A 23,265-nucleotide genomic window follows, 5' to 3' on the forward strand; every position below is an offset into this window, starting at 1 on the left:
CACAATATATAAAAGTTCCCTCAAATAATGTTACAATTTGTCCAGTGTATCCCTGTTTCTCATTAAATATAATAAGGGGTAACGTTAGTATTTATCACATACTAGAAGGAATCGTCACAAACGCCTTTATATTTCAGAAAATTCAAATAAAATTTGTTTTTTGAAATGAACTTATTTTATGAAAAGGGGTTTTATGGATGAAAACACAAATCGAGCAAGATGGAATTGTAACCCTCACAGATGAGACGCACAATCAGCTGAGTGGCAGTGACCTTTGGAATGAAGATTTACGTCCAACTACGATGAAAGAACATTCTTGGAGAGGAGTTAACTTTGCTACGCTTTGGATTGGGATGTGTCTGTGTATTCCAGCTTACACAATGGCAAGCGGAATGATGACGCTTGGAATGAACTGGTGGCAAGCAATTGGTACGATCTTTTTAGGAAATGTGATTGTTCTTATTCCTATTTTGCTTAATTCTCACGCTGGAACCAAGTTTGGCATTCCTTATCCGGTATTTGCTCGCCTTTGGTTTGGAGACAAAGGAGCACATATTCCAGCACTGGCGAGGGCTATTGTGGCTGCTGGGTGGTTTGGGATTAATACATGGATTGGAACAGAAGCAATTGATACACTGCTAAGCGCTTCGTTTTCATCTTGGAATGGTTTGCCTGGTCATACAGCCATTGTATTTGCTCTCTTTTGGCTTTTAAATGTAGGAGTAGCATATAAAGGACCGCAAGCAATTAAAGTATTAGGAGCGATTGCTGCCCCTGTTATTGGTATTTCAGCTATTATTCTTTTTATATGGGCTTATACAAATTCAGGAGGATGGGGCCCCATTTTATCTACGCCTTCTAAATTTACATCAACTGGAGAATTTCTGGCTGTATTTTTCCCTGCTTTAACGGGAGTCATTGCGTTTTGGGCAACACTTGCTTTGAACATTCCGGATTTTTGTCGATATGCTAGAAGTCAGAAATCCCAAATGGTTGCGCAAACCTTCTCTTTGCCGTTGACAATGAGTATTTTTTCATTTATTGGAATTGCCGTTACCTCAGCAACAATCGTTATATTTGGAGAAGCGATTTGGGATCCAGTTGCATTAATAGCTAAATTTCCTCCGTTTATCATTCTCTTAGGAACAATCGTTATCGTGCTTTCTTCTTTGACGATTAATGTGGGAGCAAATATTGTCGCGCCAGCCCGTGCAATTGAGAATCTGAATCCAAAGAAAATCACGTTTGCAATGGGGGCACTAGTGACCGGTATTTTTGCTATTTTGCTTCAGCCATGGTACATCATGTCTAATTTCGGGAACTATATCTTCGGCTGGCTTGGAACATATGGAGCGCTGCTTGGTCCTATAGACGGAATCGCTATTGCTGACTACTGGCTTGTAAGAAGGAGACAGATGGCATTAAAGGATTTATACGAGGTAAACGGTCGCTACAGCTATTCAACAGGCTTTAATAAAAATGGTATTTATGCATTAGTAATTGGCGTGGCCGTACCCGTTTTAGGCTTACTGATTCCTGGCCTGCATTTTTTATGGGATAATGCCTGGACATTCGGTTTATTCATTTCTATCATCGCGTACACGTATCTCATGAGAGGAGATAAGAGTGTATTAGCGCCGGGAGAATATGAAGAAATAACATTAAAAACAAGCGAAAAACCAATCATCGACAGTCAAACGGCTAATCCAACCATCACAAAATAAGAAAGTAAAAACCAATCATTAACACGATTGGTTTTTTTTATGTTTTCAAATGCTATGGAAGAAAATTGATAAAAATTTTTTTAGTTTTTTTATTGATTTAAGAATTTTTTTTTCATATAATTTAAGTAATAAAAAAATGAAATCGTTTTCTAAAATAATTAATGTAAACGATTTCGATATTTGGAACTTATTTTTTAAAAAAATTCACGGGGTGTAAAGCTTTTTTGCCACATAGAGAAAGCGTTTACTTAAAGGGAAGGTGGAAAGCAAGATGGATGCATACTTATTAGCTATTACAGTTGCCGCAATTGTTATTGTTATTGTAGGTGTTTCAGTTTTTAAATGGCATGCGTTTATTAGTTTAACGGTTGCGAGTTTGTTTTTGGCAATTGCTTCTGGGTTATCAATGGATAAAATTGTTGCCGCTTACGAAACGGGAGTTGGCGGTGTTTTAGGACACTTAGTGGGAATTTTAGCATTAGGAACAATTTTAGGTAAGCTGATGGCCGATTCCGGTGCTGGCATGCAGGTGGCAGATTATTTCGTAAAAATATTCGGTGTGAAAAGACTGCCGTGGGCGATGCTAGTAGCAGGTTTCATTATTGGTATTCCTGTTTTCTTCGAAGTGGGAATTTTAATCTTACTGCCTTTAGTTATTTCCATTCATAAAACAACAAAACAAAATATATTATTGATTGCTCTGCCAGTTATTGCAGGATTATCAATTGTTCATGGTCTCGTTCCTCCTCATCCAGGAGCGATGGCAGCTATTAGTATTTACGGAGCAAATACGGGGAAAGTTCTTTTATACGCATTAATCATTTCAATTCCAGCTGCAGTTATCGCTGGACCAGTTTTTGCAAAGTGGGTTCACAAACGTGTGATTCCAGAAGGAGAACCTGAACTAATTCGTATCACGACAACATCAAAAGATCTTCCTGGTACAGGCGTTTCCTTCTTTGTCATTTTACTGCCCGTTCTGTTAATGGTCTTAGCAGCTATAGCGCCTATTATTAACGGCTTGCCAGGCGGCTTAGTGGAATTTGTAGAATTAATAGGAAGCCCATTAATTGCACTTTTAATTGCTTGTTTTGCAGCGTTTTACCTGCTTGGAAAACGCCAAGGTATGACAAAAGACGTTATTAAAAAACTAACGGAAGAATGTTTGCTTCCTGTAGGATCTATTGTCTTAATTATTGGTGCAGGCGGCGGCTTCAAACAAGTATTAATCGACAGCGGAGTAGGTACAACAATTGGTCAAATGTCTGAACATCTGTCTCTGTCGCCCCTTGTACTTGCATTTTTAATTGCTGGGTTAATCCGTATCGCTACAGGTTCAGCAACAGTTGCATTAACAACAGCGGCGGGTATTGTCTCACCAATCATTGAGCACATGTCTGGTGTTAACTTAGAACTTCTTGTTATCGTTACTGGTGCGGGTTCACTAATGTTCTCTCACGTTAATGATGCTGGATTCTGGATGGTGAAGGAGTACTTAGGGTTAACAGTGAAAGAAACGTTCAAAACATGGACCGTTCTGGAAACGCTTCTATCCTTTATTGCTTTTGCAGGAGCACTTATTCTAAATGCACTAATCTAAAAATAAGACTCTTTTACTCTATGTAAAAGAGTCTTATTTTTTATGAAAGAAAAGAATTTACAAGAAAAATAATCAAAATATTTTATTTATTCGTTAAATTATGGCAGAATAGAAATAGAAGACCAATAGCTTCTAAGAAGGGAATGACAGAGAGTGAGTAATCAACTAGTATTTTTCACAAACTTTTCAGAAGGAAAATTAGATTCGGACGTTTCTTGGTTTTGTCCACCAGCCCAATTTCAAATTGATACGGAAACGAATCGATTAGTGATTAAGACAGACGCTAAAACAGATTTTTGGCAGCGTACTCATTATGGTTTTGAAGCGGACAATGGGCACTTTCTTTATCGTGAAGTAGAAGGCGACTTTGAAGTCATGACAAAGGTACATACATATCCAGTTAATCGCTACGATCAAGCAGGTCTAATGATTCGTGTATCAAAAGATACGTGGATTAAAACGTCAGTTGAATACAATCCCGATGGTCCTAACCAATTAGGAGCAGTCGTAACCAACCAAGGCTTCTCAGATTGGTCCAGTCAAAATTTCACTCAAAACAAATCAGCGCTTTATTTTAAAATTCAGCGCAAAAACGATGATTACACCGTTTGTTATTCAAGTGATGGAGATTCTTGGACTCAGCTCCGACTCGCTCACTTATTGAACTCATCCAAAGAACCTATTCAAGTTGGCATTTACGCTTGTAGTCCTCAAGGAGAAGGATATGAAGCCCAATTTGATTTTATAAAAGTAGAAAAAATTTAAATAAAAAACACGATTTAGTCACAGCTAAATCGTGTTTTTATTTAGAAATCGCATTATCTAAAGGCTGTGTGGCAGAAGCGGGTGTCGGTTGATTGTGTAAAGCAATTTTTTGCTTAAAGTAGCTGATAACAAACCCTGTAATCGAAATAGATATAACAGAGAAAATGCCTTTTGAAAGTCCAATTGAATACATGCTCGACAGCACAACAAGGAAATCAAATGAAAAATTCACTTTTCCAGGGTCCCATCCGAATTTTCTCTGTGCGAATAGCGCTAGAATATTAGCACCGCCGAGAGAAGCTCCGTTCATAAATAAAATGGATAACCCAAGACCCGCAATTAGTCCGCCAGTAACAGCACCCATAAGGCTAGGAAGTGTAAAAGAAGGAAGCAAGTGATCGAGTGAAGTGAGAAGTGATAGCAAAGACACTGATCCTATAGTTGTGGAGGTAAATTTCCATCCCATTTGAAAGAAGGAAAAGAGATAAAAAGGGATATTAATGAGAAAAAAGATCACCGCAAACGATAAAGGAAGAGCATATGACAAGCTAAGAGATAGACCAGCTGTTCCTCCCGTCACTACGTGAGAGTGCCGCAAGATAAGGACACCAATACTTGCAATTGTACATCCAAGAATAATCCATAAAACTTTTTGCATAAATAAACTCCTTTGTTTGGTTTTTCTGAATTTTCATTTTCAATCATCTACTTTAATGATAGGATATTAAATAAAGAAAACACATGCATAAGTGAAGGAAATAATACTTGTTCTGTTATCAACTTGAATGAAGATTTTATTTATTATATTCATTTTGAAAGGAAAGGTTTGTATGGATCAAATCGATGCACAATTATTATCTATTTTGCAAAAAGATGGGCGTATGACGATTAGTGATTTATCAAAAAAGCTGGCTCTTAGCCGTCCAAGCGTATCAGAAAGGCTGCAGCGTCTTCAGGAACGAGGAGTAATCCAACGTTTCAGCGCTACGGTATCTCCAAAAGCTCTAGGAAGAGATACACAGCTGTTTATTCAAGTAAGTGAATTGAAAAGAAAACCAGAGGAATTTGAAGAATTTATTGAGCAAAATGAAGATGTACTTGAATGTCATCGTGTAACGGGGCCGGTTTCTTATTTTATCAAAGCAGCGGTGTGCGGAATGGAAGGGCTTCGAATGCTGGTTGATGAACTGATTCCTTATGGAAACGTGAATACGTCGATTATTTTAAAGTCCCCTGTAGAAAACAGGATGATTACCCCTGTACAAAAACCGACCCCATGAGGAGGCCGGTTTTTCAGATAAGGGTATATTAATAAAATCCTTTAATAATATAAAAATGGTTTTGTAAAATATCAGGAATCTCTTCTTTTGAAACGTTCCTTTTTGTCTTTTTTTCGCTCTCTGTTACAGTTAGCGTTTCACCGGAGAGTGTAATGCGCCCTGTAGGTGTTGCGATAGTAACAAGACGTTTGTGTATAAACGGAGAATCGGGTGACGTCTGATTGAACTCACACATAGGGGTAAAGTCAGTCAGTTTCTTAGGAAGCGTAGACACGCGGTACAGCGTTTTCCATACTTCGTCTTCCAAACGTTGCAAATCATACGTATGCCCAGCAACGTTTGTCATGCGGTAAGAGCCGCTTACATCTCTTACTACTTCGCCACTTAGAGGCATTGGTTTGCGAACGGAATCTCCAAATCCAACGTCCACGATGTAAGACTGATTTTCAATCGTCACAAGGTTTGTAGCGTGACTTCCTTCAATTGTCCACGTGCCGTCGGGTTTTTTAACGGTAGCCGAAACGTAGGAGACTTCATATCCGCTTTCTTTTAACAGCCAGCCAAATAAACCGTTTAATTCGTAGCAAAATCCTCCACGTAAATTTACGATTACTTTTTGAAAAATCCGTTCTAAATCAATAATAATAGGGGTTTGAGACAGCACGTCTAAGTTTTCAAAAGGAACATGAAGCATGTGCTTGTTCTGTAAAGCAGCTAGGCTTTCATACGTTGGGCTATCCGGTTTCTTAGCTAAAAATCGACTAAAATAATAATTAATATTCATCAAATACACCTCTTAATAAATCATTTCTCTCTGTCTTTAGTAGAACGTTCATGTAACAGCGCTTGTTCGATTGTCTCTTTGGAAGCGAATCCTTGAAGTACGCGGCTGCCAATTTTTAAAGTTGGTACTTCCGTTACGTGAGCATCCTCATACGTATGAGTTAAGCTATCTTTATGAACCTGTTCAAACGTCCGGTCTTTTAAGATATGCGTAAATATCTCTTTATCTAAATGCAGGGAATCAGCGATTTCTGCTAAAACTTCAGTCTGGCTAATATCTTTTCCATCTCCCCAATAAGCTTTAAATACAGCATCTACATAGGCGCTTTCTTGACCATGTTTTTTAGCAAACTGAAAAGCCTTCATGTGCCAAATAAGTACGTGGGACTAAGGACAAGGCCGGCATCTTTATTTCTACGTGCAGCTGTTGTGCTAATGGCACTATGAGTTGATTCCAAGATTTCTCTAAAGAATCTTTTATTTGCTCCATCTGCTCAGCTGGCTCAGGGCGAAGTTCAAAAGGCTTCCATTCAATCTCAGCTTTTTGTTCTTTAATGACTTCTCCTAAAGGCTTAGCGGCTAGAAAATATAGTGGACAGACAAAATCAAAATAAAATTCAACATGTGCTTTCATCCCGTCACGTTCCTTTATGGCATGTTCTTATTTTATCAGAAGTAAAGACGATCCTTCCAATTTGGAAACCGTAGAAAAATAGTTGACAAAATTGGATAACTCTTTCTATAATATAATCAATACATATCACGAGCGATTAGTTCAGTGGGAGAATACATCCTTGACAGGGATGGGGTCGGGGGTTCGAATCCCTCATCGCTCATACCATTGAATTTGTTGCGTTGGTGCTGTTTTTACTAACAGCAAAACCTTCGTAGTGATTCAATCAATCTTTGACGAAAACACTCCGACATTCTAATTCTAGAATAAAGGAGTGTTTTTTGTTGTCTTCATTTAATTATTTTGACGAAAAACCCCGAGTTAATAAACAACAATCCCATAAGGGGAAAGATGAAAAGATTTAAAAAAAAGATTTAGCAAAAGTAGTATTTGAGAAGTTCCTTGAATTTACAAAAACAAAGAAATGCAAGTAATTGGCTAAACTAAACAATCCCTTTTTTGTATCATTCTTAGTTGTAATATAAAGCCAATCCCCTTGATTTGCATAGCAATTTAATTCTTTGTCATTGAATGCTAGTAACATCTTTTCATACTTTTTCAATGGACTAACTCCTTTACAAATAGTTACCTAAATTATATATCTAAGTATATGAATATCCTATACAGAGCTAGTTTACATAAACACTCTTTTCGGTACACCTCAAAAAAGAGAACCCATGGGAGACAAGGGATTCGATGAGGTCCTGTTTCTGTTTTATGCAGCTTTTTATGCATCCCTGACATGACGGCATTTACTCGATACCCAAGTGGAAGGAGGATGCATAAAAAGTGCACGTTATCTATATATGCTCGTACCAAGAAAGATAGTATGAGGAGAGTTCTATTGATATGAAAAGTGAATGTTCTGAGCATACATAAGGAGTAGTTTTATACAGGAGCGTGAAGCCATGAATTACGAACAGTACTGGAGAAATATACATGCAATTAGTGATAAATTAAATTCTTCCTTTACTTCTTATTGGGCTAAATATTCTGATTGGGGAACGTGGCAGCTTTGGGTATTACTTGCTTCATGAGTCTTACCTCTGGTTTTATTATATTTTACGGTAGACAGAAGACGCATCTTTGAATTCTTTTTTTTCGGTTATACAACGCATTTACTATGGTGGTACACCAATCTTATGCTTGGACGAAGTGGCCATCTAACGTTTAAATATTTCCTTACTCCATATTTGCCTGTTTCAATCAACGTGGTAGCTTCTATGTTGCAAGTATCATTTTTGCTTTTATATCAATATTGTAATAACAAACATAAGAACTTTTTCCTTTATAGCTTATTATTAAGTGCTATATTTTCATTTGTAGTAGGGCCTATTGAAGGGCATCTTCATTTCGCCGATATTAGAAGTCCAATAAACTTATTTTATTTCTTTATAATTGATGTAGGAGTCGTTTTTATCTCTTATTGGCTTATAAAATTGGTAATGAAAATGAGTCAAGAGAGAAATGCAGAACCATTATAAGAGGTAGACAAAAAGTTATTGGCTTAGAAGGGTGGTGGTATAAGATTAATGAAAAGATATATAGTATAAAAAGCAATTAAAGGATACAAATTATGAATGGTCGGCAACTTGCTTTGCTGACGGATCGTTTCTCCTTTCAATTTTAAAGTTGTAAAAACACCCTTCTGTACAGGTGTTTTTGATTTTTATCGGGTATAGTTTCAAATAGAAAATGCAATAATGAATGTAAAAGGAGCTTGACTATATCCTTTTACTGACGACTCATTACCTTTGTGTATAGTATGTATTTCATAAAAAACGCCCCTTTTTTGGAGGGTGTTTTTTATTTGCCACCCTCTAGTAGGGCAATTATTTATATATCAACAGTAAGCATATGGAAATGCGAACTTCTTGTCTTGTAATTCGTATCTTGTGGCTTGAAATATGACTATAAAAGTTTTAATAGCTCTTTTATTTCATATATTTAATGAAAAATATAGAATTTTTGTAATAAATTTGTTATTATTTAGTTGCTATGACGTTCACATTTCAACGAGTGTGAAATCAGAAAAGCTGCCTCATTCCCTGTATTGAGGCAGCTTTTTATGTTGTTCGTCATTACGCAAGGTTAATTTTAATTCCCACAGACAATGCTGGTTTTCTTGGTCTTTCATCTTTCTGCTGTTTGGAAGAACCCTTATATTTCTTCATGAGCTCATGAATAATTGCTACTTGTATAATACGAATATGGTCTGAAGCTACTGCATACCGAACAGGCGTAATCAAGATAACGGAAAGAAAGGTAGCTGTTCGATCTTCTGGCTGCCAATGTAAGATCTCCATTCATCTGAAAAGAAAAACTCCTCATAGAGACTAATCTTCGCCTGCATTTTCTGTTTTGAATACGGATTGAGTTGAATTTCAATCCAAAAAGGAGATCCTTTGAAAATACAAAAGAGGTCTGGTTCAATGCCTCCTTTTTGTCCAGTGGACTTATCTTCTACAATGTCACTCTTAGGCATAATATACGAACACATTTGCTTATAGACATCTAAAATCGAAAGGAAATGCAATATTTTAAGAAGAAAAACTTTATGGAGGAAAAAAATAACAAGATTAATGGGTTTTAGTTGAGGGTAAAGTTAACTAACTATTTCGAAAGGAGAGAATAATGAATGGGAATTATATGGATGTTAATTGTAGGTGGAATTATAGGGTGGCTTGCTGGTTTAATTACAGGACGTGACGTTCCTGGAGGCATTATTGGTAATATTATCGCTGGTTTTATTGGTTCTTGGTTAGGTGATCTTATCCTAGGAAATTGGGGACCAGTAGTTGGTGGTTTTGCGATCATCCCAGCAGTTATTGGATCAATTATTTTGGTGTTAATTGTAAGTTTTATTTTAAGAAAAATGGGACAAAAAAAGAATCATGGTCATCATGCATGATAAATCGAAAAATCTTAAATTGGAGTGATTAAAATGAGAGAAGAAAGTAAGCCTATGTTGCATGATTTTATTGAAGACAATCAGTTTGAATTAGATTCTTACCTTACTTATTTGTTCGATCAAATTAATAATGACAGTGAAATTCCGTCAGAAACCTAATGAGAGATGAGGTATTTTATTATAAAGAAAAAAATAATGAATCAGAATATTATCGTATAAGCGACCTTAGTAACTTTGTTTACAGTATATAGGGTCGTTTATTATTTTGGACAATATTTTAGAAATAAATTATATATACTCCTTTTTTAATCATCTCACCTTTAACAAGAGGTCGTATATATATGGAAAGTTTCATATCTCATACTACTAAATGGATAACTAAAACCCTCATTTTATATCCTTCATCTCTAAAGCTTGTCTTTTTATAAAGTATAAATGTATATAAATGCAAACCATTATTTAGCCTATTTTAGATTCCTTTGTATCAGCTATTAGGATAAGGAAAATTATCTTACCATAGATTCAATAAGGAAGAGTTTGGAGTCATGATTTCCCCTTATCTTATTAATTCAGAAAAGCATATGTCTACTACATCGTATTGAGATGGAATTAAATGTTTATATACATTTAATTGGGGACTTACCTTATAAGAACATCAATACTCAATTGGAAGGAGAATGAAAAATGAACAATAATACTGAAAGCGTTGAAAATAAAGTAGAGGATAAGCTAAATGAGAGGAGAAAGACAACATCCTTTCTAGTTTTAATGAATTTAAAACTTACTTAGGAGATAAAGTTACAAAGGGTGAGAAATTAGGATTAAATGATAACCAATTAGCTTTGGCAGCTAAAAAAACAGCTGACTATCTCGCAACACATGAGGAGCCACAAAATGAAGAACAATACTTGTTACATGAGTTGTGGAAAGTTGGAAATGAGGAAGAACAGCATCATCTTGCTCATATGCTTGTTAAATTAGTTAAAGAATAATCTAAATCATTTACAGCCTTCTAAAAATATGTAATTGGGCCATTGAGTGTATAATTATATTAAATTGCAAAGAAGAATGACTAAGTCATTCTTCTTTTTTTATTTATCTTTATTATAAATAATGGTTTTAGTGATTCTTAATGAGAGGTATCTTTTTGATCCTTTAGAAGATATTAAGTTTATAAAATGGAGGAAAGTGAGTTGAAGTGGAAAATGGGTGTTTCTATATTTAACAAGGCTATTGTAATTGAAGGTGATTCAATTACGAAGCGAATAGACAACCTATATAAATTAGTTCATGAATATATGGAGGAAAAGGAGTTAAAGGACGGTGTACTAATTACACTCACTCAGATTGCTTTCTGTCATTATTTATTAGGGGTTAAAGTTGATGAAAATGGTCGTCTTGCTTCACTGGTTTCAATTGTTAATGAACATTATGATGTAAATTATAGACTTAGTGATTTACATATAAGTTTTTAATGTTTTCTAAGATCAAAGGTTGAGAAAAATAACATATGGATATTCTTATTGGTCAACAGACCCTCTTTTATGCGTAGAAAAAGGAAGAATGGATACCCAATCTTCCTTCAGCCATCATATATATTGTTGTCTTAGAAACGTCCGCCGCCAAGTTGTTGCTCATCCATTTGTACAAGACGTTTTATGATTTCGCCACCTACTGATCCGTTTGCACCTGCAGTTGTGTCAGCACCAAGGTTTACGCCAAATTCGCTCGCGCTTTCATATTTCATTTGATCGATTGCTTGTTCAGCACCGTATACTAATAATTCATTATTGTTGCTGCTTTTGTTGTTTGCCATGTTGTGTCATCTCCTTGTTTCTTTTAAGTTTCTTATTATTAAATAAATGTATATATAGTAGATAATGGATGGGGAATTCCTTGAGGGATAGCTCTTGATTGCATGAGGTAAGGTAAGTTTTTTGTTTTATGTATCATCCTTCTAGTAATATAAAATTCACTTTTAAACGGACCTTCCATAACAAATACTCTCCCATTACTGGGAGAGTGTTTGTTAACCTTTCGCTAAATCTAATGCTTTATCTGCCTTTTTCAAATCGTGATTTACTTGTTCTTCAACATCATAGGCATGATACATTTCATTATCAATCATATATTGAGCGATTTTTTCATGAAGATCGATCGCTTCATCTAATTGTTTTTTTAATACTTTGCGTACTTCTGGTGTTGCTGTTTCTGTAAGTGCTACTGCATATGTTCGTACACCGTTTTTAGCTGATAATAATAAATCCGTTGCAATAGCAAGGTCATCTAATGTTTTAGTAAGAGCACTTTTAGTAGCCATTCTTTGATTCCTCCTATTTACTGAGCTTTTTTTAAGATTTTTCTCAATTCTTTAATCGCTTCAGTAGATGTTTGTACATCTTCTTCAAGAATCTTTCTTAAATTCTCATCCTCTACCAACTCCAGCATAGCTGTGCCTTTCGTTACACACGATGTTTTCAGCGTTAAGATTTCATGAACTTCTAACGTCTCATGCATGGCTAATTTTTTGGTCATGCCCCAATTCCTCCTTATTATCGTATATATTTAAAAACTTTAGATGTGTAAATGAGCGCTTACGTAGGCTGTTTCTCTAGTTTTTAACTGTTAGAAATTTTATTGCCAGCTTTTCCGCCTTTTTCACCAATTTCTCGGAAAAACTTTTTGTTTTGATTCTTAGATGTAGCTTTTCCACCCTTTTCACCAATTTCCTGGAAAAATTCTTTATTGTGATTTTTAGACGTGGTTTCTCCACCTTTTTGGCCAGCTTCTTCTCTACTCATTTTTTCATTTTCTTTATTCTTTGCCATGTTTATTTCCTCCTTAAGCTTTTTTTGACTTGTGAACTATATTCCCAGCTCATTTCCATTTAAACAATGATTGTCTAATTTTTTGAATGTTTTAGAAAAAGATGCCCGGGTATTAGAAGTAACATAAATGAATTCATTTATATAAACCATTTTCTGTACTAGAAGGAGGAACTACTCATGACAAAAAATGTGATAGGCACATATGATAATGAAGAAGCTATTGTAACAGCTATTCAAAATTTAAAAACACAGGGATTTCAAGAGAAGGACCTTTCTCTGGTCACTAGCAAAGATATCGATAAAGAGGACTTTTTAGAAGTAGGAAGCAAAGAAGGAATTGACGTAACGAAGGTTGAAACCACCGATCAAACTCATCAGGATGAGTCGATTAAGGATAAAATTAAACATATGTTTTCACCTAATCACCCTAAAGAGACTCATAGCGATAAAGCAAGAGTAGAAAAGCGTTTACTTAACTTAGGCATCCCTCTTACAGAAGCAGGGCCTTATGCAGATGATCTGCAAAAAGGGAAAGTATTATTGTTAGTAAGAGCTAACAGAGAGACAAAAACAAATCCATTCTTAGAAAATAGAGAGGATTCTCCTTTTGCGAAGGGTGATTCCGTTTATGATAAATCATTATACGGAGAACATCGTGAGCATGAAGGGAATGTTCCAAAAAATGCAGAAGAACATATTGAGCTAAAAGAAGAACAATTACATGTAAATAAAGAACGAGTCCAAACAGGAGAAGTTCAAATCGATAAGGACGTTCTTCAAAAAGAAGAAACCGTCAATATTCCTGTCGAACATGATGAAGTGTATGTAGAACGCCGTCCTGTATCTGATAAAAGAACCAACGCACAGATTAGAGAAGACGACGAGACCGTTCGGATTCCTCTAGAAGAAGAAAAAGTGATCGTATCAAAAGAACCGGTCGTAACAGAAGAAGTAGTTGTAGGTAAACGACGAAAAGAGGAAAATGAAAAAGTATCAGAGACTCTAAAGAAGGAAGAAGTAAATATTAAAAATCAAGAGAATACCTTTACATCAAATCATGAAAAGTTAAATAAATAGGATGTAAGGTGGAAGAATAAAATTCAAGTTTTTGAGCAAACTAAGATTATAGGAACCCCAATTCCTGTTATTCCTTTAGTGTATGATTTAAAAAAGGCTACTCAAATGAGTAGCTTTTTCTTTTTATATACATGTAAATAAAGCTTATAGAAGTATGGTATGAGTTATTAGGTGCTATTCAGAAATAGAAGAAAAGAATGTAAAAAAACTACATTCTTTCTTTCCAACTTTTTATTGTGTTTTTTTATTTTTCTTCTAAATCAAGGACTGGCACCATACGGTCTTCATCATGTGTTCCTCTAGCATGTACGGTAGCCATACTTGATGTTTCATCTACACTTTTAATCCAAATAGGAACTCCGTGGTAATGAACATCAATTTCCTTGGGCGAAGAAAGAATTTGTTTAGCTCGATTTATTTCCATGTAATCACCTCATTTTTTAGTATGTCCCTGCCATGCATCAATTAAAAGGTAAAGTTATATTTTTCTAATAATAAATCAGTGACATGCTATAACTCACTTCATTAAAAACTACTCTATACTTTAACTTTACACGAATCGAACATCGATGAGTTCACTTAACTTCATGGATGAACCTCGTCTCCGTTATATATTGTCCTTGCTTATTTATGACTTCCTGCAACCCTATGTATTGCTCTGGTATAGTTTATAAATAATTCCATTTTACCACTTTATTAAGGTCTCTTTTAAAAAAATTCTTATTTTAATGGTTTTTATTGATGGAGGCATGTCTGCATCAATAATCGGTGTTCAAATTCAGGATTGATATTACTTCACCTTGACTTAAGAGTGGTAGATAAGTTATAGATTTTTATAAACTTCTCTTAGATTTCTTTAAATCTTCTCTTTCAAATTTTGATTTTCTACTTTTAATATACAAGATTAATAGATTAGGAATTATAAAGATTACGTAACTATAAAGTTCATAATCGTAATAATTGGTTTCTAAAACACAGCAAATTAATAATGTTTACAACAACTCAACAAGAAAAATAATCCTTATTTGTTAATGCGTGGAGTTTTCTTCATTTGTAAAGGGGATTATTTCTGTTTTTAACACTTGATTTACAATTTATTAAAAACCTGTTAATAAACCATCTCTATAATTTTATTTGGACATAAAACACGATAATAATTGGAGGTAACAACATTGTTTAAAAAGAAGTTAAAGAAAAAGTTATTACCGGTAGCTGTTCTTTCAACAGTTGCTTTTAGCAGTTTACTCGTTGGTTTCACCCCTGCAAGTGCAGAGGAATCTACTAAGAAAAAAGGAACTAATAATGGAAAAATTAAAAACGTCATTGTTTTAATCGGTGATGGCATGGGAGTTTCTTATACTTCTGCTCATCGTTATCTCAAAGATAATCCATCAACAAAAGTTGTTGAACCAACAACTTTTGATCAGTACCTTGTGGGTCAACAAACAACTTATCCGGAAGACCCTGAACAAAATGTAACAGATTCTGCTTCTGCCGCAACTGCTATGTCTGCAGGTATTAAAACATATAACAATGCGATTGCAGTTGATAATGACGGATCAGAAGTAAAAACAGTTCTTGAAGCTGCTAGAGAAGAAGGAAAGGCTACAGGGCTCGTTGCAACTTCTGAAATTACACATGCAACACCTGCTTCTTTCGGATCACATGATCACAGCCGTAAAAACATGGACTCTATTGCTGATGACTATTTTGATGAATTGGTTAATGGTCAACATAAAATCGACGTCCTATTGGGCGGTGGTAAGAGCAACTTTGAGCGTAAAGACCGTAACCTAACAGAAGAATTTAAAAAAGCAGGATACAGCTATGTTCAAAACCGTGAGGACATGCTAAAAGATAAAAATGGTAAAATTCTTGGTTTATTTGCTGATGGCGGACTTCCAAAGAAAATTGATCGCACGGAAGAAGTTCCTTCACTAAAAGACATGACAAACACGGCTCTTTCAAAATTAAACAAAGATAAAGACGGTTTCTTCCTAATGGTAGAAGGAAGCCAGATTGACTGGGCAGGGCATGACAATGATATTGTTGGGGCTATGAGTGAGATGGATGACTTTGAACAAGCATATAAAGCAGCTATTGAGTTTGCGAAAAAAGACAAACATACATTAGTAGTAGCAACGGCTGACCATTCAACTGGTGGATACTCAATTGGATCAGACGGTGTCTATAACTGGTTTAGTGAGCCAATTAAAGCTGCAAAGCGTACACCAGACTTCATGGCGCAAGAGATTGTAAATGGTGCAGGTGTTGAGGAAACATTAAAAAAATATATTGATCAGAAAAAGTTAGCCTTAACATCAGCAGAAATTCAATCAGTTCAAGAAGCAGCTAAAACAAAGAAAGTTCTTGAAATCGATAATGCGATTGAGAGCATTTTCAACAAGCGCTCTCACACTGGTTGGACAACAGGGGGACATACAGGTGAAGACGTGCCCGTATATGCATTCGGACCATCAAGTGAAAAGTTTGCCGGACAAAAGGATAACACTGACATTGCAAAAAATGTTTTTGATGTCTTAAATTATAAAATTAAAATCCAAGATAAATAATAAAAAATTAAGCGCGCTAAAGATAAAGGTATCCCGTTGCTTTAAATAAGCAACGGGAACTTTTTTGAATATAAAATTATATGGAGGAATCATCATGAAACAGGCTCTTTCTATATTGTTTATAATCATGCTACTCGTTGGCTGTTCCTCAAATCCTGACCCAAAAAATAACGAAAAAAATATAGAAAACGAAACTCAGATAGAAAACAGTGTGGTCAAAAAAGACAATGAAATAGAACAACAAACGAAGCAGCAACAAACTACCGACATAACTGACGAGTATCAGCCTAATTCTCAAGTAACAGATGATCGTTCCTTGCTGAAGGTGGGTCAATCGTATACAGATGACAAAGGTGAGGCTACGTTAAAAGCAATTAAAAAAATCAATAAAACTTATAAAGTGGGATCAATTGAGTTAACAGTAAGAGAAGCGAAATTGATTCACTTAAGACCCGATTATAGTATGATTGATTACTTTCACGTGTTAACACATGATGAAGAGTTCGATTTTGTTAAAGTATTGGTTGAAATTAAAAATAAGTCTACAGAGAAAGTGAGTTTTGCACCAATTGCATTACTCAAAACAAACACAGGAGAAACATTTGATTGGCAAAAAGACATTTATCTTGAAGAGCTAAATGGCGAAATCGAAGGAAACGCCACAAAGTTTGGAAATCTTGGTTTTATTGTGAATGCAACAGGTGGTCACGCGCGTAAAGAGGAGCACAAGGAAGCAAAGGATATTAAGTGGATTGAAATAATAACAAGTGATGTATTTGATAAAAACGAGAAAAAAATCAGTGAAGCACAAAAAATTAAAATTGAATTTTAATAAAATTCACCAATAGATAAAGCCCATCTTTAAAGATGGGCTTTTTGTTTATAAAGTTGAACTTCTATTCAAGGGTGTATAAAAGGCTGCATATCCGATTAAAGGCACCTATGAGAGAACCCTTTTCCTATAAGGGTTCTATTTGCTTTCTTGCTTCCGGTATGTATTTTTAATTATTGTTTATTTTTTTAATATTTGTTGTTCTAAACCTTTTAAGATATTTCTTAACCACAAAGTTTGAGCAAATGCAGCTAATAGAGATACCAAACCCATAATTAGAATAAAGATTAACATATTATTTGTTTTTCGGTACATATCAGGTTGAAGCCACCTTTAGCATTTTCACATAGTATTTATTTTCCATATCGTTTTTATTATAAAAGTTCCTAGAATGTGTTTTATGGTAACTCCTATTGCATATCATATATGCCCTAGAAAAGCTATAAACTTAGTAATCAGAAGCGACTTATAACGTTTGAAGGATATAGAGGATAAAAATAATATAAAAGGCAATCCTACGAAAAAATAGACTTTGGAGACCATGAATGGGAACAATTAAACAAATTAAGATAGGCCTCAGAAAATCAGGTTCTGATAGAAAATTGAATTAAGTTTTTATATAGAAAAATCTAAGACATTACGTAATCTGTAACAAAAATATATTATAAAGAAAGTATAGGAAATATTCATTTTAATTGATACCCTCTTTACAAATGTAAAACTCAGGCGTATAGTACCTACCATACATATATGATCTTGCTATTTTCATACCTTTTATCGCTTAATCCACTAGGGAGTGGGGGACCCATTTTTGTGTGCATTTGCACTTGGGGTGAATCCTTCGAAAAGAAGGTAGGGCTACTCTAAAGGCCCGAATCCGACAGCTAACCTCATCAGCGTTTGGAGAGAAGGTTTGCTTTTATTTGTCCTGGAAAGAACACTAAGCAGAACCTTAGTGTTCTTTTTCGTGTTTTTTTTTCTGATAAAGGGAATGATGAAAGTGAAATTATATACGTAAATAGCAAAGGATTCAGGAGGAGTTTAGATGAGTTATTCATCCATAAAACGTTTATTAATTGGGAGGCCACTTAAATCAAAGGAGCTAGGTGAACAAAAGTTAAATAAGATCAAAGCCTTAGCTATTCTTTCATCCGATGCACTTTCATCCGTGGCGTACGGCCCAGAACAAGTCCTTATTGTGCTTGCCACAATTGGGATGATAGCATTTTGGTACTCCATCCCAATTGGTATTGGTGTACTTATTCTTTTAACAGCCCTTATCCTTTCTTACCGACAAATTATTTATGCCTATCCAGAAGGTGGTGGCGCTTATGTTGTATCTAAACATAACCTTGGAGAGAATGCAGGGCTTATTGCTGGAGGGTCTTTATTAGTAGACTATATTTTAACCGTATCTGTAAGTATTTCATCTGGAACTGATGCGTTAACGTCTGCTTTTCCTGTTCTTCATGACTATAGGGTCATAATCGCTTGCTTATTGGTTATTTTTATTATGGTTTTGAATCTAAGAGGAGTAACGGAATCTGCGTCAGCATTAGCATATCCTGTTTATTTGTTTGTTCTTGCATTACTTTTATTAATAGGTATAGGAATGTGGAAAGTAGTGACTGGCCAAATCTCTCCTGATGTTCATCCTGCCATTGGAACTGCAGTGCCAGGAATCAGCTTATTTTTGCTATTACGAGCTTTTTCATCAGGTTGTTCAGCCCTTACAGGCGTAGAAGCTATTTCAAACGCTGTAACAAACTTTAGACAGCCAGCTGCAAGAAATGCGGTTCGTACGCTTATTGCAATGGGCGTTATTTTAGCTATTCTGTTTTCAGGTGTCATGTTCTTGGCTTATTGGTTTGGAATTGTACCTAAAGCAGAGGAGACGGTTGTTTCACAGCTTGCTTCCCAAGTGTTTGGACGAAATGGTTTCTATTATTTTGTTCAGGGTACAACGGCTTTAATTTTAGTATTAGCTGCCAATACAGGCTTTTCAGCCTTTCCTTTACTGGCTGTTAATTTAGCTGTAGATAAGTATATTCCTCGTATGTTTACGATACGTGGTGATCGCTTAGGCTATTCAAATGGGATTGTGACCCTTGGAATTGCTTCTATTGCGCTCATCATAGCATTTCAAGGCAATACAGAACAGTTAATTCCTTTATATGCCGTTGGAGTATTTATTCCCTTTACGCTATCTCAAACAGGCATGATTGTAAAATGGCTAAGAGAAAAGCCAGCTGGCTGGCAGGGGAAATTAGTAACTAATTTTATAGGGGCTTTTATTAGCTTCACTGTACTGATTATTTTCTTTACAACAAAATTCTCACAAGTGTGGGCTGTTTTACTCTTCTTACCTCTGATCGTCTATCTGTTTCACCGTATTAAGAACCATTACGTAGAGGTAGGAAAGCAACTTCGCATCAAGCCAGGAGACAAAGAAGCATTAGCACTAGAAGGAAATGTAGTCATTATACCAGTTGCAGGCTTAACAAGGGCTGTCGAGAATTCAATTAACTATGCGAAAATTATTGGAGACACAGTTATTGCGGTCCATGTGGCATTTGACCGTGAAAGTGAAAAGAGAATGGAAGAGATATGGAACGAACGATATCCTGATATACGCTTAGTTACGTTCTACTCACAATATCGAAGCTTAGTTGGACCTCTTTTACGCTTTATTGATCGTGTAGAAGAGCGAGCTGATGATAGCCATATGGCTGTCACTGTTTTAATTCCGCAATTTATCACAAGAAAAAGCTGGCATAACGCATTGCATAACCAATCAAGCTTATTACTAAGAGCACACCTTCTTTACCGAAAAAATGTCATTGTAACCACATTGCCTTATAAATTTAAAAAATAAAGTGAACAAAAAGCCCATTTACGTAATAAGTTGATGGGCTTTATCTTTGCTATATGAATTGCTAGTTTAATTAACGCGTTTTTTAATTTCTGATTCGGGTTTGATTAGTAGAGAAGATAAAAATTCATAAATAATTGCAAATACCAAGGGTTGTTTACCCTCCTTCAATTTATATTTAATTCAGCTTAGATATAACTATAAAAATCAATTTTTAGAAATTATTGGTTTTATGTTAATTAGGCATGAAGTTGCATAGCAACATCGTACAGATAGATTATAATAAAAAAAGATCATTTCCCATAGCCCTATTTTAGAAAATTATTAATTAATTTTTTCCTTTTTTCTCTATTCAAAATGCTTTTAAAATTAAATGTAATTAGGTATAGATTAGGACTGTGTTGACCAAACTTATGTAAAATTTCCCCTATTGATAAAAGTATAGGTACACAGATAAAAGGCTCTTGTCATAGTTCAAACCAAAGCCGTTTTCCTATTAATAAGGTAACGGCTTTTTCTCTTTCGCCAGTTGCAGATAGAAGGTATAGGAAGAATTTCGTATTGTAAATCGTAATAATTACGTTTAAAATAAATAAAACGATGAAGGGTGGAGCGACGATGAATGAAAAGATGATGGAGTTTTTTGTAAGAGGTATAATTGCTTCTCTTCCGATTAACAAACGAATGCTATATCAATTCATTGAAGGAGTCGAAGATCATTTAGCGCAGGAGGCTGAGACGAAAGAACAGTTTTTGATACTTCTTAAAGAACAGTCTCCTCATCACCAAGCAGCCAATCGTTTTGGGATGACTATTTTTGAAACAGTGACTTTAATGCATGAAATTGAAGGTGAAATTAATGAAAAGTTAGAAAGGAAATTAGATAGCTACAAGTGGGTAGATTACACTACATATTCAAAACAAGCCATTAATAGCACCCGCTATTACCTTATTATTTCCTAAATATTTTACTGATTTTTTCATACTGTAGATGTATAAGATGAAAATAAGTTTGATTTCAAAAATGATTGCAAATACCAAAGCCGCTTTTGTATTAGAAGAAAAGCGGCTTTTATGATTTGGAATTTTGAGCGCGTATAAAAGAATTAAAGTATAATGAAACATAGTGCATCGGGTCATGATAAAGATAATCACTAATTTAAAATAAATGAGGGTACAAAATGAATCAAAGAAGTTTTAGTCAATACGGTCTTAGTGACAAGGTAGCTAAGGCACTTTCTAGCTTGCAATACAATCATCCTACGGAAGTACAAAGCAAGGTGCTTCCCATTGCGCTAGAAGAAAGAGATGTTGTCGTAAAGTCTCAAACAGGAAGTGGAAAAACGGCTTCCTTTGGCATTCCACTGTGTGAATTAGTTAACTGGGAAGAAAATAAGCCCCAAGCCTTAGTATTAACACCCACACGAGAGCTAGCTGCGCAGGTAAAAGAAGATATTACAAATATCGGCCGTTTTAAGCGAATTAAAGCAGCAGCTGTCTATGGAAAATCACCATTCGCCAAGCAAAAAGTAGAATTAAAACAAAAAACACATATTGTCGTCGGTACACCTGGACGAGTACTTGATCATATTGAAAAAGAAACGCTTGCATTAGAGAAAATTCGTTATTTGGTTATTGATGAGGCAGATGAAATGCTAAATATGGGTTTTATTGATCAAGTAGAAGCAATTATTCAACATCTTCCTAGTGAGCGTGTAACGATGCTTTTCTCGGCTACGCTTCCTGAAGATATTGAAGAGCTGTCTCGCAAATATATGAAGAAGCCAGTTGATGTGGAAATCAAAGCGAATGGATTGACGACAAGCACGATTGACCATTCTGTTATATCAGTAGAAAATGAACGTAAATTTGAACTGCTGAAAGACGTAACCACAGTAGAAAACCCGGACAGCTGCATTGTTTTTTGCCGCACGCAAGAGCAGGTAAATACACTGTTAGATGATTTAGATGATCTTGGATATCCTTGTGATAAAATTCATGGTGCGATGGTGCAAGAAGACCGTTTTGACGTTATGAATGATTTTAAAAAAGGGAAATTCCGCTATTTAGTGGCGACAGATGTAGCTGCGAGAGGGATTGATATTGATAATATCACACATGTTATTAACTACGATCTTCCGTTAGAAAAAGAAAGCTACGTTCACCGTACAGGAAGAACAGGACGTGCCGGTAAAAAAGGGAAAGCTATCACATTTGTAACGCCTTATGAAGAGAGAATGCTATCGGAAATTGAAGAATATATCGGTTTTTCAATTCCAGTATCTCCTCCTCCTACCAAAGAAGAAGTACAGCAGGCAACAGCAGCTTTTGCTGAAAAAATTAATGAGCGTCCCAAAGTCAAAAAAGATAAAAGCGAATCATTAAATAAAGACATTATGAAGCTTTACTTTAATGGAGGAAAGAAAAAGAAAATTCGAGCGGTTGATTTTGTAGGAACAATTGCGAAATTAGACGGAGTAACCGCAGACGATATTGGAATTATTACGATTCAAGAAAATGTCTCGTATGTGGAGATTCTGAATGGAAAAGGTCCAAAAGTGTTACAAGCAATGAAAAACAAAACAATTAAAGGGAAAAAATTAAAAGTTCATAAAGCGATTAAATAGCAGAAGGAAGTCCATCTTTTAAAGATGGGCTTTATTGGTTGTACAAATAAAGGAGTTGAGAATATGAAGTGCATAAGAGAAGCGTGTGTAGAAGGATATGAGCAGGCAAAAAAAGCCGAAAAGCTAGGAGCAGACCGCATTGAATTATGTGACAACCTCAGTCAAGGGGGCACTACGCCAAGTTACGGCACCATTCAGTATGCAAGTGAACATCTTTATACAGATATCAATGTGATTATTCGCCCAAGAAGCGGTCACTTTGTATATTCCGAAGCGGAATTTCAAATTATGAAAAAAGATGTGAAAGCATGTAAAGATCTTGGAGTGAATGGAGTAGTATTTGGTATGTTAACAAAAGAAAGTGAGATCGATTACAAGCGTACTAAAGAGTTAATAGCAGAAGCTCGGCCCTTAAGCATTACGTTTCATATGGCATTTGATGAGATTCATGATAAATACAAAGCAATTGATATACTTACTGAACTGGGAGCAGACCGTATTTTGACTAAAGGAGGGAAAGGATCTGCTTTACAAAACTTGCATATGATTCGAGAGCTTATCATATACGCCAGTGACCGTATTATTATTCTGCCCGGCGGAGGAATTCATGAAGGCAACGCGGATTGGATTATGAAAGAAACAAAAGCAACTGAATTACACGGAACAAAAATTGTAGGGGATTTATCCGATTAACGAAAAGAAGCTGTTCCAAAAGGAACA

At 35.4% G+C, this 23,265-nt stretch carries 25 protein-coding genes, 1 tRNA gene, 2 pseudogenes and 1 riboswitch; of the genes and pseudogenes, 17 read left to right on the top strand and 11 right to left on the bottom strand.

Annotated features, from left to right (window positions below; translation table 11 throughout):
- Positions 1–197 precede the first annotated feature (197 nt).
- The 3 genes from ACLHDF_RS15010 (at position 198) to ACLHDF_RS15020 (ending at position 4,089) form a co-directional block, all read left to right on the top strand.
- Positions 198–1,724: an NCS1 family nucleobase:cation symporter-1 gene (locus ACLHDF_RS15010; RefSeq protein ID WP_413919536.1), complete on the top strand. Its 1,527-nt coding sequence runs from the start codon at positions 198–200 to the stop codon at positions 1,722–1,724.
- 271 nt (positions 1,725–1,995) lie between these two features.
- Entirely contained in the window at positions 1,996–3,324 is a 1,329-nt protein-coding gene (locus ACLHDF_RS15015) for a gluconate:H+ symporter (RefSeq protein ID WP_413919537.1), read from the top strand.
- Positions 3,325–3,477: 153 nt separating this feature from the next.
- The gene (locus tag ACLHDF_RS15020; RefSeq protein WP_413919538.1) at positions 3,478–4,089 is read left to right on the top strand and encodes a DUF1349 domain-containing protein; all 612 of its coding nucleotides are present in this window, start codon (positions 3,478–3,480) and stop codon (positions 4,087–4,089) included.
- Positions 4,090–4,126: 37 nt separating this feature from the next.
- Here ACLHDF_RS15020 and ACLHDF_RS15025 read toward each other — a convergent pair whose 3' ends face one another.
- On the bottom strand, positions 4,127–4,747 hold the full coding sequence (locus ACLHDF_RS15025) for a YitT family protein (protein ID WP_413919539.1): 621 nt from the start codon (positions 4,745–4,747) through the stop codon (positions 4,127–4,129).
- Positions 4,748–4,919: 172 nt separating this feature from the next.
- On the opposite strand from ACLHDF_RS15025, the gene ACLHDF_RS15030 reads away from it, so the two are divergent.
- Positions 4,920–5,369, top strand: coding sequence for an Lrp/AsnC family transcriptional regulator (locus ACLHDF_RS15030; protein WP_413919540.1), 450 nt, complete (start codon positions 4,920–4,922; stop codon positions 5,367–5,369).
- Between the two features lie 28 nt (positions 5,370–5,397).
- Here ACLHDF_RS15030 and ACLHDF_RS15035 read toward each other — a convergent pair whose 3' ends face one another.
- From ACLHDF_RS15035 to ACLHDF_RS15045, 3 genes are read right to left on the bottom strand one after another with little or no spacing between them, the layout of a single operon-like run.
- Entirely contained in the window at positions 5,398–6,153 is a 756-nt protein-coding gene (locus ACLHDF_RS15035; protein ID WP_413919541.1) for an arylamine N-acetyltransferase family protein, read from the bottom strand.
- A 20-nt stretch (positions 6,154–6,173) separates the two neighbouring features.
- A complete protein-coding gene (locus tag ACLHDF_RS15040) occupies positions 6,174–6,518 on the bottom strand; it encodes a DsbA family oxidoreductase (protein ID WP_413919542.1) in 345 nt (114 codons plus the stop codon).
- The gene (locus ACLHDF_RS15045; RefSeq protein ID WP_413919543.1) at positions 6,496–6,786 is read right to left on the bottom strand and encodes a DsbA family protein; all 291 of its coding nucleotides are present in this window, start codon (positions 6,784–6,786) and stop codon (positions 6,496–6,498) included. The genes ACLHDF_RS15040 and ACLHDF_RS15045 overlap by 23 nt, the downstream gene beginning before the upstream one ends.
- A gap of 130 nt (positions 6,787–6,916) precedes the next feature.
- On the opposite strand from ACLHDF_RS15045, the gene ACLHDF_RS15050 reads away from it, so the two are divergent.
- Positions 6,917–6,988: transfer RNA gene (locus ACLHDF_RS15050), tRNA-Val, on the top strand.
- Positions 6,989–7,186: 198 nt separating this feature from the next.
- On the opposite strand, the gene ACLHDF_RS15055 is transcribed toward ACLHDF_RS15050, so the two are convergent.
- Entirely contained in the window at positions 7,187–7,387 is a 201-nt protein-coding gene (locus ACLHDF_RS15055) for a hypothetical protein (RefSeq protein WP_413919544.1), read from the bottom strand.
- 346 nt (positions 7,388–7,733) lie between these two features.
- Here ACLHDF_RS15055 and ACLHDF_RS15060 point away from each other — a divergent pair, with 346 nt between their 5' ends.
- The gene (locus tag ACLHDF_RS15060; RefSeq protein ID WP_413919545.1) at positions 7,734–7,862 is read left to right on the top strand and encodes a hypothetical protein; all 129 of its coding nucleotides are present in this window, start codon (positions 7,734–7,736) and stop codon (positions 7,860–7,862) included.
- Between the two features lie 1,044 nt (positions 7,863–8,906).
- On the opposite strand, the gene ACLHDF_RS15065 is transcribed toward ACLHDF_RS15060, so the two are convergent.
- A complete protein-coding gene (locus ACLHDF_RS15065) occupies positions 8,907–9,131 on the bottom strand; it encodes a hypothetical protein (protein ID WP_413919546.1) in 225 nt (74 codons plus the stop codon).
- Positions 9,132–9,463: 332 nt separating this feature from the next.
- Between ACLHDF_RS15065 and ACLHDF_RS15070 the strand changes: the two genes are divergently transcribed.
- The 4 genes and pseudogenes from ACLHDF_RS15070 to ACLHDF_RS15085 all read left to right on the top strand — a co-directional run bounded on the left by ACLHDF_RS15070 (position 9,464) and on the right by ACLHDF_RS15085 (position 11,211).
- The gene (locus ACLHDF_RS15070) at positions 9,464–9,736 is read left to right on the top strand and encodes a GlsB/YeaQ/YmgE family stress response membrane protein (RefSeq protein WP_413919547.1); all 273 of its coding nucleotides are present in this window, start codon (positions 9,464–9,466) and stop codon (positions 9,734–9,736) included.
- Between the two features lie 33 nt (positions 9,737–9,769).
- A complete protein-coding gene (locus ACLHDF_RS15075) occupies positions 9,770–9,895 on the top strand; it encodes a hypothetical protein (RefSeq protein ID WP_413919548.1) in 126 nt (41 codons plus the stop codon).
- Between the two features lie 525 nt (positions 9,896–10,420).
- A pseudogene (locus ACLHDF_RS15080) lies at positions 10,421–10,728 on the top strand (DUF3243 domain-containing protein).
- A gap of 201 nt (positions 10,729–10,929) precedes the next feature.
- Complete coding sequence (locus tag ACLHDF_RS15085) at positions 10,930–11,211, top strand: hypothetical protein (RefSeq protein ID WP_413919549.1); 282 nt, start codon at positions 10,930–10,932, stop codon at positions 11,209–11,211.
- Positions 11,212–11,342: 131 nt separating this feature from the next.
- Here the strand turns inward: ACLHDF_RS15085 and ACLHDF_RS15090 are convergent, their stop codons facing one another.
- The 4 genes and pseudogenes from ACLHDF_RS15090 to ACLHDF_RS15105 all read right to left on the bottom strand — a co-directional run.
- Positions 11,343–11,552 carry a small, acid-soluble spore protein, alpha/beta type gene (locus tag ACLHDF_RS15090; RefSeq protein ID WP_413919550.1) on the bottom strand — a complete coding sequence of 70 codons (210 nt, stop codon included), beginning with the start codon at positions 11,550–11,552 and terminating at the stop codon, positions 11,343–11,345.
- A gap of 213 nt (positions 11,553–11,765) precedes the next feature.
- Positions 11,766–12,056, bottom strand: a complete 291-nt coding sequence (locus ACLHDF_RS15095) for a spore coat protein (RefSeq protein ID WP_413919551.1) — start codon at positions 12,054–12,056, stop codon at positions 11,766–11,768.
- Between the two features lie 17 nt (positions 12,057–12,073).
- Positions 12,074–12,271: a spore coat protein gene (locus tag ACLHDF_RS15100; protein WP_413919552.1), complete on the bottom strand. Its 198-nt coding sequence runs from the start codon at positions 12,269–12,271 to the stop codon at positions 12,074–12,076.
- A 98-nt stretch (positions 12,272–12,369) separates the two neighbouring features.
- Positions 12,370–12,564 (bottom strand): annotated as a pseudogene (locus ACLHDF_RS15105) (KGG domain-containing protein); the annotation flags it as partial.
- A 177-nt stretch (positions 12,565–12,741) separates the two neighbouring features.
- On the opposite strand from ACLHDF_RS15105, the gene ACLHDF_RS15110 reads away from it, so the two are divergent.
- Positions 12,742–13,641: a YsnF/AvaK domain-containing protein gene (locus ACLHDF_RS15110; protein ID WP_413919553.1), complete on the top strand. Its 900-nt coding sequence runs from the start codon at positions 12,742–12,744 to the stop codon at positions 13,639–13,641.
- A gap of 244 nt (positions 13,642–13,885) precedes the next feature.
- Here ACLHDF_RS15110 and ACLHDF_RS15115 read toward each other — a convergent pair whose 3' ends face one another.
- The gene (locus ACLHDF_RS15115; protein WP_013056420.1) at positions 13,886–14,065 is read right to left on the bottom strand and encodes an H-type small acid-soluble spore protein; all 180 of its coding nucleotides are present in this window, start codon (positions 14,063–14,065) and stop codon (positions 13,886–13,888) included.
- A 748-nt stretch (positions 14,066–14,813) separates the two neighbouring features.
- On the opposite strand from ACLHDF_RS15115, the gene ACLHDF_RS15120 reads away from it, so the two are divergent.
- From ACLHDF_RS15120 to ACLHDF_RS15145, 6 genes are all read left to right on the top strand, one after another.
- Positions 14,814–16,214 carry an alkaline phosphatase gene (locus tag ACLHDF_RS15120; protein WP_413919554.1) on the top strand — a complete coding sequence of 467 codons (1,401 nt, stop codon included), beginning with the start codon at positions 14,814–14,816 and terminating at the stop codon, positions 16,212–16,214.
- Positions 16,215–16,308: 94 nt separating this feature from the next.
- Complete coding sequence (locus ACLHDF_RS15125) at positions 16,309–17,046, top strand: hypothetical protein (RefSeq protein ID WP_413919555.1); 738 nt, start codon at positions 16,309–16,311, stop codon at positions 17,044–17,046.
- A gap of 768 nt (positions 17,047–17,814) precedes the next feature.
- A riboswitch (cyclic di-AMP (ydaO/yuaA leader) is annotated at positions 17,815–17,961 on the top strand.
- 130 nt (positions 17,962–18,091) lie between these two features.
- Positions 18,092–19,921, top strand: coding sequence for an APC family permease (locus ACLHDF_RS15130; RefSeq protein ID WP_413919556.1), 1,830 nt, complete (start codon positions 18,092–18,094; stop codon positions 19,919–19,921).
- A gap of 615 nt (positions 19,922–20,536) precedes the next feature.
- Positions 20,537–20,881, top strand: coding sequence for a hypothetical protein (locus ACLHDF_RS15135; RefSeq protein WP_413919557.1), 345 nt, complete (start codon positions 20,537–20,539; stop codon positions 20,879–20,881).
- 218 nt (positions 20,882–21,099) lie between these two features.
- Entirely contained in the window at positions 21,100–22,545 is a 1,446-nt protein-coding gene (locus tag ACLHDF_RS15140) for a DEAD/DEAH box helicase (protein ID WP_413919558.1), read from the top strand.
- Between the two features lie 63 nt (positions 22,546–22,608).
- Positions 22,609–23,238: a copper homeostasis protein CutC gene (locus ACLHDF_RS15145; protein ID WP_413919559.1), complete on the top strand. Its 630-nt coding sequence runs from the start codon at positions 22,609–22,611 to the stop codon at positions 23,236–23,238.
- The last annotated feature ends 27 nt before the right edge of the window (positions 23,239–23,265 follow it).

The sequence above is a fragment of the Priestia megaterium genome (assembly GCF_046599315.1).
Classification (GTDB): domain Bacteria; phylum Bacillota; class Bacilli; order Bacillales; family Bacillaceae_H; genus Priestia; species Priestia megaterium_F.